Source organism: Dorea sp., from assembly GCF_977044405.1.
In genome coordinates, this window is record NZ_CDRRQK010000003.1 from 34,798 (window position 1) to 50,362 (window position 15,565).

Here is a 15,565-nt window from a genome sequence, read left to right on the forward strand (position 1 = left end):
GGCAAAGTGAAGAAAAAATTAAGCGTATTACTTTGTGTGCTCGTCGCAATGCTCTGCTTTACCGCTTGTGGAAGTAAGAAAGAAAATCTTCAGTATGATAAATCAACAATCACACAGGCAACAGATTTTCTGATCGAGTATTGCAACAGCGCAGATGCAGATACTATCGAACAGTGGAATAAGATGACTGATTTCCAGATTGAATCTCAGTTGAATCAGGCAGGTGTTCCATTTACAAAAGATAGTTTCCTTGCAGCTTTGGATGCATGGCAGCAGGGTACAAAAGAGTGTGGAGAATATGTAAGCCACGACGATTACAAATTCGAGCCATCCTCTGACGAACTGAAAGTAACGACCAGTGCAAAGTTCAAAGACCGTGATGCAGAGATTATGTTCGTATTTGATGATGAGCTTTATCTTGAAAGTACTACGATCGATGCACATTATGATATTGGCGAGATCATGGAAAAAGCAGGACTTAATACAATCCTTGGTATGGGAACTGTATTCGTAATCCTGATCTTTATCTCACTTCTGATCTCTCTGTTCAAGTATATTCCGGCTCTTGAAGAAAAATTCAAGAACAAAGGAAAGACAGAAACAAAACAGGAAGCAGCTCCGGCAGCAGTTGCAGCACCTGTAGCAGAAGAAGTATCAAATGATGATGAACTGGTAGCAGTTATTTCCGCAGCAATTGCAGCTTATGAAGCAGAAGCTGGTGGAAGCACAGACGGCTTCGTAGTAAGAAGCATCAAGCGTCGTCCATCAAATAAGTGGCACGCATAATTAATTAGGAGGATGAATTCAATGAAAAATTATACAATCACAGTGAATGGCAATGTATATGATGTAACAGTAGAAGAAAACGGAGCAGGTGCAGCACCAGTTGCGAGACCAGCTGCAGCACCTAAGGCAGCCCCGGCAGCTCCTGCAGCAGCTCCAAAGGCAGCGCCAGCAGGTGGAGCAGGATCTATCGAAGTAAAAGCTGGAGCAGCAGGAAAAGTATTCAAGATCGAAGCTAGTGTTGGACAGGCTGTAAAGAAGGGTGATGCAGTTATCATCATCGAAGCTATGAAGATGGAGATCCCAGTTGTAGCACCAGAAGATGGAACAGTTGCAAGTATCGATGTAGCAGTAGGCGATGCAATTGACTCAGGCGCTGTTCTTGCTACATTGAACTAGCATCATTTTATGGTGTTTATCTAACACGACTGGAGGTTAAAAAATGGAATATATAACGACAACATTAGGAAACCTCGTGCATCAGACAGCGTTTTTCAGTCTTACATGGGGCAATGTAGTCATGATCGCGGTTGCATGTGTTTTCCTTTATCTTGCAATCAGACATGGATTTGAGCCTCTGCTTCTCGTTCCGATTGCGTTTGGTATGTTACTGGTTAATATCTATCCGGATATCATGCTTCATGCAGAAGATGCGGCAAACGGAACAGGCGGACTGCTTTACTACTTCTATAAACTGGATGAGTGGTCAATCCTTCCGTCCCTGATCTTCATGGGTGTAGGAGCGATGACTGACTTCGGTCCTCTGATTGCGAACCCGAAGAGTTTCCTTCTGGGTGCTTCAGCTCAGTTCGGTATCTTTGCTGCATACCTTGGAGCTATGGCTATGGGATTCTCTGACAAAGCGGCAGCAGCAATCTCAATCATCGGTGGTGCTGACGGACCTACCTCTATTTTCCTTGCAGGTAAGTTACAGCAGACAGCTTTACTTGGACCTATCGCGGTAGCGGCATATTCATATATGTCACTGGTTCCGATTATCCAGCCACCAATTATGAAGCTTCTGACAACAGAAAAAGAACGTAAGATTAAGATGGAACAGTTAAGACCTGTATCTAAGCTTGAGAAGATTTTATTCCCAATCATCGTTACAATCGTTGTTTGCGTGATTCTTCCTACAACAGCACCACTGGTTGGTATGTTAATGCTTGGTAACCTGTTCCGTGAGTCCGGAGTTGTAAGACAGTTAACAGAGACAGCTTCTAATGCACTGATGTACATCGTAGTTATCTTACTTGGAACATCTGTAGGAGCAACAACAAGTGCTGAGGCGTTCCTTAATATGGATACAATCAAGATCGTAATTCTCGGACTGATTGCGTTCGCATTCGGTACCGCAGCAGGTGTACTGTTCGGTAAACTGATGTGTGTTGCAACACATGGTAAGGTTAATCCACTGATTGGTTCTGCCGGTGTATCTGCAGTTCCAATGGCAGCCAGAGTATCACAGAAGGTTGGAGCTGAAGCAGATCCGACAAACTTCCTTCTGATGCATGCAATGGGACCAAACGTTGCGGGTGTTATCGGTACAGCCGTAGCTGCCGGAACATTCATGGCAATCTTTGGCGTAGGAATTTAAGCGATATATAATTAGGAGGAAATAAAATGGCAGCTATAGAAAAAAAACCTGTAAAGATTACAGAAACGATCCTGCGTGATGCTCATCAGTCCCTGATCGCAACACGTATGACAACAGAGCAGATGCTTCCGATCGTTGATAAAATGGACAAGGTTGGATACCATTCCGTAGAGTGCTGGGGTGGAGCAACATTCGATGCATCTCTTCGTTTCTTAAAAGAGGATCCATGGGAAAGACTTCGTAAATTCCGTGATGGATTCAAAAATACAAAACTTCAGATGTTATTCCGTGGACAGAATATTCTTGGATACCGTCCATATGCTGATGATGTAGTAGAGTACTTTGTACAGAAATCTGCTGCAAACGGAATCGACATCATCCGTATCTTCGACTGCTTAAATGATCTTCGTAACCTGAAGACCGCAGTTAGAGCAGCAAACAAAGAAAAAGTAGAAGCACAGATCGCATTATCTTATACATTGGGTGATGCATATACACTGGATTACTGGGTAGATATTGCCAAGAGAATTCAGGATATGGGTGCAAACTCTATCTGTATCAAAGATATGGCGGGTCTTCTGACACCATATAAGGCAACAGAGCTTGTTGGAGCAATGAAAGAAGCAGTAGATCTTCCAATCCAGCTGCATACACACTACACATCAGGTGTTGCTTCTATGACATACATGAAAGCTGTAGAAGCTGGTGTTGACGTAATCGACACAGCTATGTCACCATTCGCACTTGGTACATCTCAGCCTGCAACAGAAGTTATGGTTGAGACATTCAAGGGAACACCTTATGATACAGGATTTGACCAGAACCTTCTGGCTGAGATCGCTGATTACTTCCGTCCAATCCGTGACGAAGCACTTGACAGTGGACTCTTAAATCCAAAGAACCTTGGTGTTAACATCAAGACTCTTCTGTACCAGGTACCTGGAGGAATGCTTTCTAACCTGACATCTCAGTTAAAAGAGCAGGGTGCTGAAGACAAGTTCTATGATGTACTTGAGGAAGTACCAAGAGTACGTAAAGACCTTGGAGAACCACCACTTGTTACACCTTCATCACAGATCGTTGGAACACAGGCTGTATTCAACGTACTGATGGGAGAACGTTACAAAGTAGCTACAAAAGAGACAAAAGACCTCTTAAGTGGAAAATACGGACAGACAGTAAAACCGATGAATCCAGACGTAATCAAGAAAGTTCTTGGAGACGATCCAGAGATTATCACATGCCGTCCAGCTGACCTGATTCCAGATGAATTAGATACACTCCGCAAAGAATGCGAGAAGTGGATCCAGCAGGATGAAGACGTACTGTCTTACGCACTGTTCCCGCAGGTTGCTGTTGAGTTCTTTAAGTATAGAGAAGCACAGCAGACTAAGGTGGATGCGACAGTAGCGGATACGGAGAATGGAAGTTATCCTGTATAGTTTTCGCAGGACGCCAAGTGTAGAAGTGCCTGTTACAATGCTACTTCAGGCACTAGCAATCCGTAAGTTGAAAAAAGACGATAAAATAAGAACCGAATACATTCGACGAGAAATCTTGATGATTTCTCATCTCAGGTATTCTTTCGGGATGTGCTTGTGGCACATCCCGAATCTTATTTTATCGTCTTTTTTCACCAACGGCCTTGCAAAGTGCCTTGCGAATGCATTGTAACAGGCACTTCTACACTTGGCTGTTCGTGAAACTATGCAGGGATGGGAGAGTGAATGTTTTTTGCAGATGTTGGAAAGCCCTCCACGCCTCTCCCGTAACCACACACTCCCGGCACCAATTGACTATTCCCCCACAAAGCTATATAATAAAACTATTGTTTGAAAAAGAGGTATATTGCATGAGCGCAAAGAATGAACTGCTGAAAATGATAGACGAAAAATATCAGAAATTCAGCAAAGGACAGAAAAAACTGGCGGATTTTATCCGTGAGGATTATGATAAGGCGGCTTTTTTGACGGCTGCAAAGATGGGGGAGGAAGTTGGAGTCAGTGAATCGACGGTAGTCCGGTTCGCGACAGCACTTGGATATGACGGATATCCGGAATTTCAGAGGGCACTTGGGGAATTGGTCCGCATGAAATTGAATTCCATACAGAGAATGGAAGTAACCTATGGAAGAATCAGCCAGGGGGAGATTCTGACATCGGTACTGCACTCGGATATAGAGAAGATCAAGCTTACAATGGAGGCAATTGATCACGAAGCATTTGAAATGGCGGTTGATACCATATTAAAGGCGAAGAGAATCTACGTAATTGGAATCCGGAGCTGTTCACCACTTGCAAGTTTCTTAAGCTTTTACCTGAATCTGATCTGCGATAATGTGACAGCGGTGAATACGAACAGCTCGAGTGAGATATTTGAACAACTGATCCGTGTCAGCGCAGATGATGTAGTGATTGGAATCAGCTTCCCGAGATATTCGATGCGTACATTAAAAGCTCTGGAATTTGCCAGCAACCGGAAAGCAACGGTCATCACACTTACGGACAGTATACATTCACCGATGACCCTGTATTCTTCCTGCAATCTGATCGCAAGAAGTGACATGGCATCCATTGTAGACTCTCTGGTAGCACCGCTCAGCGTGATCAATGCATTGGTGGTTGCATTATGCATGAAGAAGCAAAAAGAAGTAATTACCACGCTTGAGACACTAGAGCAGATATGGGATGAATATCAGGTCTACAGTAAAGATGAACTGAATATGGTTGGTGACAGAGTAGAATTTTCAGAAGATGAGGAAGAAGTGAATGAGTAAAGTAGTAATCATTGGTGGCGGTGCAGCCGGGATGTTTGCATCCATAGCAGCTGCAGAATGCGGACACCAGGTTGAAGTATATGAGAAAAATGAAAAGCTTGGGAAAAAGCTTTTTATAACCGGTAAAGGGCGGTGTAATATCACAAATGCCTGCGACATGGAAGGCCTGTTCGATGCTGTACGGACAAATGTAAAATTTTTATATAGCAGCTTCTATGGCTATACCAACGAACAGGTTATAGAATTCTTTGAAAGGATCGGAGTCCCGACAAAAGTAGAAAGAGGAGACAGAGTGTTCCCGGTATCGGATCATTCATCGGATGTCATATGCGGGCTGGAACGGGAGATGAACCGTCTGGGTGTGAAGGTACATTTGAGAACAGTGGTAAAAAAAGTGGTGGAAAAAGAGGGACATTTTGAAAAGGTTGTTCTTGGAGATGACACGGAAGTTTATGCAGACGCATGTATAGTGGCAACCGGCGGTCTTTCTTATCAGTCAACAGGATCTACCGGAGATGGCTTCCGGTTTGCACAGAGTCTTGGCCATACGGTGACAGAATGTATGCCTGCACTGGTACCGATGGAGTGCAAAGAAGACTGGGTAACAGATCTTCAGGGGCTTTCGCTTAGAAATGTCGATGTCACGATTCTGGATGGCAAAAAGAAATTATACGAAGATTTTGGAGAAATGCTTTTTACACATTATGGAGTGAGCGGACCGTTGATCTTAAGTGCAAGCAGTTATGTCGGAAAGAAACTGAACGCAAAAGAGCTGACGCTTAAAATTGATTTAAAGCCGGCACTTTCGGAAGAACAGCTGGATCACCGCGTGTTAAGGGAGTTTGAAGAAAACCAGAACCGTCAGTTTAAAAATGCAATCCACAAATTATTTCCATCAAAGCTGATTCCGGTTATGATCGGATTAAGCGGCATTGATCCGGAGAAGAAGGTAAATGTGATCACGAAAGAAGAAAGACTTGGATTTGTACGATTGATCAAGGGATTAACAATAACACTTACCGGCCTTAGAGATTATAATGAGGCGATCATCACAAAGGGTGGCATTAAGATCAAAGAAGTAGATCCAGGTACGATGGAGTCAAAGCTTGTGAAAGGGTTACATTTCGCGGGAGAAGTGTTGGATCTGGATGCAGTAACTGGTGGTTTTAATCTACAGATTGCGTGGTCAACAGCGTATGCTGCAGGAACAGGAATTGAATCATAAGAATATAGTGTAAGCAGTTTAAATACTTAAGTATGCAAGAATTAAAAGATAAAAATGAAAGACAAGGAGTAGGAAATCATGGGATATAACGTAGCAATCGACGGACCTGCAGGCGCAGGAAAAAGTACTATCGCAAAACTGGTAGCAAAGGAAAAAGGATACATTTACGTAGACACAGGTGCGATGTACAGAGGGCTTGCGATACATTTCCTTGATAAAGGGATTCAAAAAGGTGAGACAGAAAAGGTAATCGAGGCATGCAAAGATGCAGAGGTTACGATTGCTTATGAGGACGGTGTGCAGCATGTGTATCTGAATGGAAAAGATATTACAGCACGCCTTCGCAATGAAGAGGTTGGTAATATGGCATCTGTGACATCAGCAATTCCGGAAGTGAGAAAGAAACTTTTGGAATTACAGCAGAATCTGGCGAAGACACAGGATGTGATCATGGATGGAAGAGATATCGGAACATGTGTACTTCCGGATGCGGATGTAAAGATTTTTCTGACAGCCAGTGTTGAAACAAGAGCAAAAAGACGTTATCAGGAACTTCTGGAAAAAGGAGAACCGTGCAATCTGGAAGAGATTGCGCACGATATTGAAGAACGTGATAACAGAGATATGAACCGTGAGATCGCTCCGTTAAAGCAGGCAGATGATGCAGTGCTGGTCGACAGTTCGGATATGACGATCGAAGAGGTTGTTCAGACGATTGTAGATCTGTGCAGATAAGAATATGCCGGAAGGTCCGGGTAATGAGGAAAAATCTCCGGGATGATGCAGGAATTGCCGGGAAAATCACGGCAATAAAGATTGGTAACAGGAAGGAACAACATATATGAATGTAGAACTTGCGAAGACAGCGGGCTTTTGTTTTGGTGTGAAACGTGCCGTTGATACAGTGTATGAACAAGTGGAAAAGCACCAGAATGAGAAAATCTTCACTTACGGACCGATTATTCACAATGAAGAAGTGATTAAGGATCTGAGAAGCCATGGTGTGGAAGTGATTCAGGATGAAGAAGAACTCCGGACGGTGGATGCAGATGTAGTTGTAATCCGTTCCCATGGTGTGGCAAAATATATTTATGACATCATGGATGAAAGAGGAATCGCATGTGTAGATGCGACTTGTCCATTTGTAAAAAAGATTCACAAGATTGTGGCGGAAGAAAGCGAAAAAGGCTCTTATATTATAATTATTGGAAACAGCGAACATCCTGAGGTAGAGGGTATCAAGGGATGGGCAGGTGACCAGGTAAGTGTTATACAGACACCGGAAGATGCAGAACGGTTTGAACTGGTCCGAAAAGAGCAAAAAGTATGTATCGTGGCCCAGACGACATTTAACTACAATAAATTCAAAGAATTAGTTGAAATTATTTCAAAAAAGAGGTATGATATAGTTGTTTTAAATACGATTTGCAATGCGACAAAAGAAAGGCAGACAGAAGCCCGTCAAATTGCAGCGAGAGTAGATGCTATGGTTGTGATAGGTGATAAGCGTAGTTCGAATACTCAGAAGCTATTTGAAATCTGCAAAGAGGAATGTTTGAATACGTACTATATACAGACACTTGACGATTTGGATATTAATCAATTAAGGTCCGTGGAATCAGTAGGTATTACAGCAGGGGCATCCACGCCCAATAAAATAATTGAGGAGGTTCAAAATAATGTCAGAATTAACTTTTGAACAAATGTTGGAAGAGTCTTTTAAGACAATAAGAAATGGAGAGGTTGTAGATGGTACAGTCATCGACGTTAAACCTGATGAAATCATCTTGAATATAGGCTACAAAGCAGACGGTATCATTACAAGAAACGAATATACTAACGAGGCAAATGTTGATCTTACAACAGTTGTATCAGTTGGTGACACAATGAGCGCAAAAGTTCTTAAAGTAAACGACGGAGAAGGACAGGTTCTCCTGACATATAAGAGACTTGCAGCAGAAAAAGGAAACGAAAGATTAAAAGAAGCATTCGAGAATCACGAAGTGTTAAAGGCTCCTGTAACACAGATTCTTGGTGGTGGATTAAGCGTTGTTGTTGATGAAGCAAGAGTATTCATTCCAGCAAGCCTTGTTTCAGACACATATGAAAAAGACTTGAGCAAATATCAGGGACAGGAGATCGAGTTCGTGATCAGCGAGTTCAATCCTAGAAGAAACCGCGTGATCGGTGACAGAAGACAGCTTCTTGTTGCTGAGCGTGCTGAAAAACAGAAAGAATTATTCGAGAAGATCAGCGTAGGTGACAGAATGGAAGGAACTGTAAAGAATGTTACAGATTTCGGAGCATTCATCGACCTCGGTGGAGTAGATGGACTTCTTCACATCTCTGAGATGTCCTGGGGACGTGTTGAGAATCCTAAGAAAGTATTCCAGGTTGGCGATAAAGTAGAAGTTATGATCAAAGACATCCACGATACAAAGATCGCACTCAGCCTGAAATTCCCAGAGTCTAATCCATGGGCTAATGCAGCAGAGAATTATGCAGTTGGAACTGTTATCACAGGTAAAGTTGCAAGAATGACAGATTTTGGTGCATTCGTAGAGCTTGCTCCTGGAGTAGACGCATTACTTCATGTATCACAGATTTCAAGAGCTCATGTTGACAAACCATCTGATGTACTTTCAGTTGGACAGGAGATCACAGCTAAGATTGTAGATCTGAACGAAGCTGAGAAGAAGATCAGCCTGAGCATGAAAGCTTTAGAGCAGCCAGCAGAAGAAGCAGCTGAAGAGACAGATGCTGAATAATATTGAAGCAGAATAATATCAAGTAAGATATAAAAGAAGCAGAAAGGATAGAGGAAAACCTCTATCCTTTCTACGCCTACATCGTTGGTACAACGCACGATTGGTGTATATTTTAGTCAGAAAATTGAGTTTTTTGAAATTATATTTATGTTGTGCCGCGAATTTGAGAACCTGCCACCGGCAGGTTTTCTGCGTGTTGTAGGATATAGAGGAAAATTTATAATTATATGCATTGTTAAAAATGCAACAAGATGTTTCCGAAAATATACACGGAATTCGTCATTTTCTATAGAAAATTGCCTGTAATTCCTGTATATTATATAAAGAGTAAATAGGAAGGAAGGAAAAAAGGATGGCATTGTTAACATTTAAGGGTGGAATTCACCCGGATGACGGCAAGAGCCTGGCTAAAGATAAGGCAATTGTCGAAGTAAAACCTAAGGGCAATCTGGTATATCCGGTATCGCAGCATATCGGTGCTCCGGCGAATCCAGTAGTAGCCGTTGGCGATCATGTTTTAAAAGGCCAGATGATAGCAGAGGCGGGAGGATTTGTATCAGCCCCTATCTATGCATCCGTATCAGGAACTGTAAAAGCTATCGCACCACATCTGAATCCAACAGGAGGAAGAGTGAACAGCATCGTAATTGAAAACGATGGTGAGTACAAAGAAGTAGAATATCCAGCTGTAACTCCGCTGGAAGAGATGAGCAAAGAAGACATTCTGAATGCAATCGGAACCGCAGGAGTTGTTGGAATGGGAGGAGCAGGTTTCCCTACAAAAGTAAAACTGTCTCCAAAAGAGCCAGAAAAGATTGATTACATTATTGCAAACTGTGCAGAATGTGAACCATACATTACAGCTGACTACAGAACAATGATCGAGACACCTGAAAAGCTTGTCGGCGGTATGAAAATCATTCTCCGTCTGTTTGATAATGCAAAAGGTATCTTCGGAGTAGAAGATAACAAACCAGACTGTATTGAAAAGTTAAAAGAACTGACAAAAGATGAGCCACGTATCGAGGTTATGGCACTGAAGACAAAGTATCCTCAGGGTGGTGAGCGTCAGCTGATCTACGCAACCACAGGACGTGCAATTAATTCGACTATGCTTCCGGCAGATGCAGGATGTGTTGTTGACAACGTTGCAACTATGGTAAGTATTTATCAGGCTGTAGTAGAAGGAAAACCTTCTATGGAACGTGTCGTTACAGTAAGTGGAGACGCAGTTGCAGAACCAGGTAACTTCCGTGTGCCATTTGGTATCAACCAGCAGGAACTGGTAGAAGCAGCAGGCGGATTCAAGACAGAGCCTGAGAAATTGATCTCCGGTGGACCGATGATGGGATTCTCTATGTTCTCATTAGACGTACCTGTAACAAAGACTTCTTCATCTATCCTTGGATTTACAAAAGATGAAGTTGCTAAGATGGAGCCATCTGCATGTATCAACTGTGGACGTTGTGTAGAAGCCTGTCCAAGCCGCCTGATCCCATCAAGACTGGCGGATTATGCAGAACACCATGATGAAGAGAAATTTACAAAACATGAAGGAATGGAATGTATGGAATGTGGTTCCTGCAGTTTTGTATGTCCAGCTAAGCGTCCGCTGAAACAGGCAATCGGATCTATGAGAAAGATTGTAATGGCGAACCGTAGAAAGAAAAAATAATACGAGAAAGAAGAAGAGGTGAACAAAAGTGAGTGAGAACAGTTTGAAAATGTCATCTTCACCACATATTCGTTCCAAAGCGACTACCAGTAATATCATGATGCTGGTGGCCATCGCACTTTTGCCGGCATCTGCATTTGGTGTATGGAACTTTGGACTGCCAGCATTCGGAATGCTCGTTACAACAACAGTTGTAGCAGTATTGACAGAATACATATACGAGAAATTGATGCATAAGAAAATTACGATTAATGACTGGAGTGCAGCAGTAACAGGTCTGTTACTCGGACTGAATATGCCTCCTACAGCACCATGGTGGATGGGAGCTATCGGTAGTGTATTTGCAATCCTGATCGTAAAACAGTTATTTGGAGGTCTGGGACAGAACTTCATGAACCCGGCTCTTGGAGCAAGATGTTTCCTGTTACTTTCATTTACAAGCCAGATGACAAGCTTTGTATATGACGGTGTGACAGGTGCAACACCACTGGCTGAGTTAAAGGCTGGTAATGCAGTTAATACAATGGATATGCTGATCGGTAAAATTCCTGGAACAATCGGTGAGACTTCTGTGATCGCAATTGTGATCGGAGCAATCTTCCTGATCCTTATGGGAGTTATTGATCTTAGAATTCCTGGAACATATATCGTTACATTTGTAATCTTTGTCGGAATCTTCGGACATGTTGCAAATCCGGATGTTGGATTCTTTGACCCACAGTATATTACAGCACATCTTTGTGGTGGTGGACTGATGCTTGGTGCATGGTTCATGGCTACAGATTATGTAACATCTCCAATTACACCAAAGGGACAGTTTGTATATGGTATTATCCTTGGTGTGTTAACAGGTCTGTTCCGTCTGTTTGGCGGCTCAGCAGAAGGAGTTTCTTATGCGATCATCATCAGTAACCTTCTGGTGCCATTGATCGAGAGAGTTACTCTTCCAAAACCATTTGGTAAAGGAGGAGAAAAATAATGAATAAGATTGTTAAGAATACACTGATCCTTACATTGATCACTGTCATTGCCGGATTCTTACTTGGAGCTGTATATGAGATTACAAAAAGCCCGATTGCCCAAGCGCAGGAGACAGCTAAAAAAGAGGCATGGCAGGCAGTATTTTCTGACGTAGACCTAGATGACTTTACTCAGGAAGACGTAGATCAGAAAGCAGCTGATAAAGCAGTTAAAGATATGGGTGTTAATGCGACTGTAGATGAAGTCTGTACAGCAGGTGATGAAGGATATGTCATCACAACAACAGACAAAGACGGGTTCGGCGGTAACATCCAGATCACAGTTGGTATTAAGAAAGACGGAACAATTAATGGTGTGTCTATTCTTTCTATCAGCGAGACAGCAGGTCTTGGTATGAAGGCTACAGAGCCTGCATTCTATAACCAGTATGTTGACAAACAGGCTGATAAATTCGTAGTTTCCAAAGACGGCGGCGACGGTGAACAGATTGATGCTTTAAGTGGTGCAACCATTACTTCAAGAGCTGTAACAGGAGCTGTCAATGCAGCACTCGGATATTATCAGAATGCATTTAAATAGGAGGTAGTATATCATGAATAAATGTACTGAAAGAGTATATAACGGTCTGATCAAAGAAAATCCTACCTTCGTTCTGATGTTAGGAATGTGTCCGACCCTGGCGGTAACAACATCCGCTATTAACGGTTTAGGTATGGGACTGTCAACAACAGTCGTACTTGTACTGTCAAATATGTTGATTTCTATGTTACGTAAAGTAATCCCGGATTCTGTCAGAATGCCGGCATTCATCGTAGTCGTAGCATCTTTCGTAACAATTGTACAGTTCCTGTTAGAGGGATTCGTTCCAAGTCTGTATGACTCACTTGGACTTTATATCCCGCTGATCGTTGTTAACTGTATCATCCTTGGACGTGCAGAAAGTTATGCATCTAAGAACCCGGTACTTCCATCTATCTTTGATGGTATTGGTATGGGTCTTGGATTTACATTTGGTCTTACCTGTATCGCTATCGTTCGTGAGTTTATCGGAACTGGAGCAATCTTTGGCGTTCAGATCCTTCCACTTGCAGATGCAGCAGCAGGAAAAGGCGGATATGTGCCAGTAACAATCTTCATCCTGCCTGCAGGAGCTTTCCTTGTTCTTGCATTCCTGGTAGCAGGCATGAACAGACTTAAGAGACACGCAGCACAGAAAGGCAAGAAGATTGCTGATCCACAGGGATGTGGTACAGATTGTGCATCATGCGGCGGATGCGGAAGCAAAGTATTCCCAACAGGGAATGAAGAGTAGGAGGAGTACATAGTATGAAAGAGTTATTGATTATTGCAATTGGTTCAGCTATCGTAAATAACGTTGTACTCAGCCAGTTCCTTGGAATCTGTCCGTTCCTCGGTGTTTCTAAAAAGGTTGAGACTGCAACCGGTATGGGTGGAGCAGTTGTATTCGTTATCACATTATCATCATTCTTTACAGGACTGATCTACAAATTTATTCTGGTCCCACTGGGATTTGAATATCTGCAGACAATCGTATTCATTCTGTTTATCGCAGCTTTGGTACAGTTTGTAGAGATGTTCCTGAAGAAGAGTATGCCATCCCTTTATAATGCACTTGGTGTGTATCTTCCACTGATCACAACAAACTGTGCAGTACTTGGTGTGGCACTTACAAACGTTCAGAAAGAATATTCTATCTTAGAAGGTATTGTCAATGGTATTGGTACATCTGTTGGATTCCTGATCGCGATCGTGATCATGGCTGGTATCCGTGAGAAGATGGAATACAATGATATTTCAGAGTCCTTCCAGGGAACACCAATCGTTCTGATCACAGCTTGTCTGATGGCGATTGCGTTCTGTGGATTCTCAGGATTAATTTAGGAGGGAGCAGACAATGAGTGTTACAGGTATTATTCTTGCGGCAGTTATCGTAGGAGGCACCGGATTATTCATTGGTGTATTCCTCGGAGTTGCTGGTAAGAAATTTGCAGTAGAGGTAGATGAAAGAGAAGAGGCCATTCTTGGCGTACTTCCTGGAAATAACTGCGGTGGCTGTGGTTACGCCGGATGTTCCGGACTTGCAGCAGCAATCGTAAAAGGAGAGGCTGAAGTTGGCGGATGTCCAGTCGGAGGCGCTCCGGTAGCAGCAAAAGTCGGTGAAATCATGGGCGTAGCTGCAGGTGCACAGGTACACGAAGTTGCATTTGTAAAATGTGGCGGAGATTGTGAAAAAGCAAAACAGGAATATGAATATCACGGACTGAGTGACTGTACTATGGTTAACATGATGCAGGATGGTGGACCGAAGGCATGTTCATTTGGATGTCTTGGAGACGGAAGCTGTGTGAAAGCATGTCCATTTGATGCGATTCATATTGTAAATGGCGTAGCAGTTGTAGATAAAGAAGCATGTAAAGCATGTGGAAAATGTGTAGCTGTATGTCCAAAACACCTGATTGAGATCGTACCATATGATCAGAAACATCTGGTACAGTGTAATTCACAGGATAAAGGTAAAGCTGTTATGCAGGCATGTACAGCAGGATGTATCGGATGTAAGATGTGTGAAAAAGCATGTAAGTTCGAAGCTGTTACAGTTGAGAATAACATTGCTCACATTGATTACGAAAAATGTAAAGACTGTGGTGCATGTGCAGTAAAATGTCCTAAGAAAGTTATTCTGTAGAGACAGATTTACAATTATTAAAAAGGTAATTTCGAAAGTATGTATTTCAAAAAGCATTCTGCAAAAAGAATTGCTTAAGAAAGATAACGGAATGAACAAAATATTAAAAAATGGATTTGTATTATTGAAAAATGATATAAAGAATGCAAGATGGGCGATTATGATAATAATCGCCTATTTTGTATTCGGAAATAAAATACTGCACAGTGTATGTCCGCTTACATGGCTTACGGGATTCCCATGTCCGGCATGCGGGCTTACCAGAGCAGGGCTGTGCCTGCTTCGCTTGGATTTTAAAGGTGCGTGGGAGATGCATCCTTTTATATATGTGTTCCTGATTCTGGCATTCATATTTGGATGGAACCGTTATATCCGTCAGAAAAAGAATAGGAATCCAGAGAAGGTAATCTTAATAGTAACGATAATATGGATGCTTGTGTTTTATCTATGGCGTATGTATCGTTTCTATCCCCAAGTGCCGCCGATGACTTATAATCCGGACAATCTTATAAGACTGGCAGCTATTACATTTGGTATTGTAAAGAAGTAAGATGGGTATTATTTTGAAAAAAGGAGAAAAGAGTGACCGTTGCATTTGGCGTTGTAAAATGATAAGATAGGATGGATTACTGACGAAGGAGGAAACAGCCGATGGATGAATATAATAATAAAAATGTCGATGATATGATAGAGGCAGGTGAAGAAGCGGCTAATGATACACAGCCTGACGAATCAGAAAACAAATTTGCATACCATGACAATCATTATGAAGAGAACCAAAGAAATACACAGGATTATACAGAACAAAATTCCCAGAACGAAACATCCCCAATGGATTTAAAAGACTGGGTGCTGACACTGGTGGTATTGATGATTCCTTGTGTGGGAATTGTAATGTATTTTGTATGGGCCTTCGGAGACAAAGGAAATATCAACCGCAGGAACTTCTGCAGGGCACAGTTGATTATATTTGGAGTACTGTTGGTTATTTATCTGGTATTTTTCCTGCTGTTTGGATCGGTTTTGACGCGGACGGTGATATATTACTAAATT

Annotated in this window: 17 protein-coding genes; all 17 read left to right on the forward strand. The window is 42.3% G+C overall.

All coding sequences use genetic code 11. The annotated features are described in order from the left end of the window. Positions 1–6: 6 nt before the first annotated feature. Positions 7–786: an OadG family transporter subunit gene (locus ACWJAF_RS02100; RefSeq protein WP_448861895.1), complete on the forward strand. Its 780-nt coding sequence runs from the start codon at positions 7–9 to the stop codon at positions 784–786. A gap of 21 nt (positions 787–807) precedes the next feature. Next, the gene (locus ACWJAF_RS02105) at positions 808–1,182 is read left to right on the forward strand and encodes a biotin/lipoyl-containing protein (RefSeq protein WP_296030038.1); all 375 of its coding nucleotides are present in this window, start codon (positions 808–810) and stop codon (positions 1,180–1,182) included. A 43-nt stretch (positions 1,183–1,225) separates the two neighbouring features. Next, positions 1,226–2,380 (forward strand): sodium ion-translocating decarboxylase subunit beta, encoded by a 1,155-nt coding sequence (locus tag ACWJAF_RS02110; protein WP_296030036.1) that lies wholly within the window; start codon positions 1,226–1,228, stop codon positions 2,378–2,380. A gap of 26 nt (positions 2,381–2,406) precedes the next feature. Then, on the forward strand, positions 2,407–3,822 hold the full coding sequence (locus ACWJAF_RS02115; protein ID WP_296030034.1) for an oxaloacetate decarboxylase subunit alpha: 1,416 nt from the start codon (positions 2,407–2,409) through the stop codon (positions 3,820–3,822). A gap of 410 nt (positions 3,823–4,232) precedes the next feature. After that, positions 4,233–5,156 carry a MurR/RpiR family transcriptional regulator gene (locus tag ACWJAF_RS02120; protein ID WP_296030031.1) on the forward strand — a complete coding sequence of 308 codons (924 nt, stop codon included), beginning with the start codon at positions 4,233–4,235 and terminating at the stop codon, positions 5,154–5,156. Continuing rightward, positions 5,149–6,381 carry an NAD(P)/FAD-dependent oxidoreductase gene (locus tag ACWJAF_RS02125; RefSeq protein WP_448861898.1) on the forward strand — a complete coding sequence of 411 codons (1,233 nt, stop codon included), beginning with the start codon at positions 5,149–5,151 and terminating at the stop codon, positions 6,379–6,381. Before ACWJAF_RS02120 ends, ACWJAF_RS02125 begins: the two co-directional genes overlap by 8 nt. A 78-nt stretch (positions 6,382–6,459) precedes the next feature. Further along, positions 6,460–7,116 carry a (d)CMP kinase gene (gene cmk / locus ACWJAF_RS02130; RefSeq protein WP_448861900.1) on the forward strand — a complete coding sequence of 219 codons (657 nt, stop codon included), beginning with the start codon at positions 6,460–6,462 and terminating at the stop codon, positions 7,114–7,116. Positions 7,117–7,222: 106 nt separating this feature from the next. Then, positions 7,223–8,080, forward strand: coding sequence for a 4-hydroxy-3-methylbut-2-enyl diphosphate reductase (ispH, locus tag ACWJAF_RS02135; RefSeq protein WP_296030022.1), 858 nt, complete (start codon positions 7,223–7,225; stop codon positions 8,078–8,080). Continuing rightward, a complete protein-coding gene (gene rpsA / locus ACWJAF_RS02140; protein WP_296091552.1) occupies positions 8,061–9,149 on the forward strand; it encodes a 30S ribosomal protein S1 in 1,089 nt (362 codons plus the stop codon). The genes ispH and rpsA overlap by 20 nt, the downstream gene beginning before the upstream one ends. 352 nt (positions 9,150–9,501) lie before the next feature. After that, a complete protein-coding gene (rsxC, locus tag ACWJAF_RS02145; RefSeq protein ID WP_296030016.1) occupies positions 9,502–10,824 on the forward strand; it encodes an electron transport complex subunit RsxC in 1,323 nt (440 codons plus the stop codon). Positions 10,825–10,873: 49 nt separating this feature from the next. Then, a complete protein-coding gene (locus ACWJAF_RS02150; protein ID WP_296030103.1) occupies positions 10,874–11,803 on the forward strand; it encodes an RnfABCDGE type electron transport complex subunit D in 930 nt (309 codons plus the stop codon). Further along, the gene (locus tag ACWJAF_RS02155) at positions 11,803–12,384 is read left to right on the forward strand and encodes an RnfABCDGE type electron transport complex subunit G (protein ID WP_296030013.1); all 582 of its coding nucleotides are present in this window, start codon (positions 11,803–11,805) and stop codon (positions 12,382–12,384) included. Before ACWJAF_RS02150 ends, ACWJAF_RS02155 begins: the two co-directional genes overlap by 1 nt. Positions 12,385–12,397: 13 nt before the next feature. Next, positions 12,398–13,117 (forward strand): electron transport complex subunit RsxE, encoded by a 720-nt coding sequence (rsxE, locus tag ACWJAF_RS02160; RefSeq protein ID WP_296030010.1) that lies wholly within the window; start codon positions 12,398–12,400, stop codon positions 13,115–13,117. 14 nt (positions 13,118–13,131) lie between these two features. Next, positions 13,132–13,707 carry an electron transport complex protein RnfA gene (locus ACWJAF_RS02165; RefSeq protein ID WP_296030007.1) on the forward strand — a complete coding sequence of 192 codons (576 nt, stop codon included), beginning with the start codon at positions 13,132–13,134 and terminating at the stop codon, positions 13,705–13,707. A gap of 13 nt (positions 13,708–13,720) precedes the next feature. Continuing rightward, complete coding sequence (locus ACWJAF_RS02170) at positions 13,721–14,512, forward strand: RnfABCDGE type electron transport complex subunit B (RefSeq protein WP_296030003.1); 792 nt, start codon at positions 13,721–13,723, stop codon at positions 14,510–14,512. A 91-nt stretch (positions 14,513–14,603) separates the two neighbouring features. Continuing rightward, the gene (locus ACWJAF_RS02175) at positions 14,604–15,062 is read left to right on the forward strand and encodes a DUF2752 domain-containing protein (RefSeq protein ID WP_448861904.1); all 459 of its coding nucleotides are present in this window, start codon (positions 14,604–14,606) and stop codon (positions 15,060–15,062) included. A gap of 101 nt (positions 15,063–15,163) precedes the next feature. Next, complete coding sequence (locus tag ACWJAF_RS02180) at positions 15,164–15,562, forward strand: hypothetical protein (RefSeq protein ID WP_296091554.1); 399 nt, start codon at positions 15,164–15,166, stop codon at positions 15,560–15,562. Positions 15,563–15,565 lie beyond the last annotated feature (3 nt).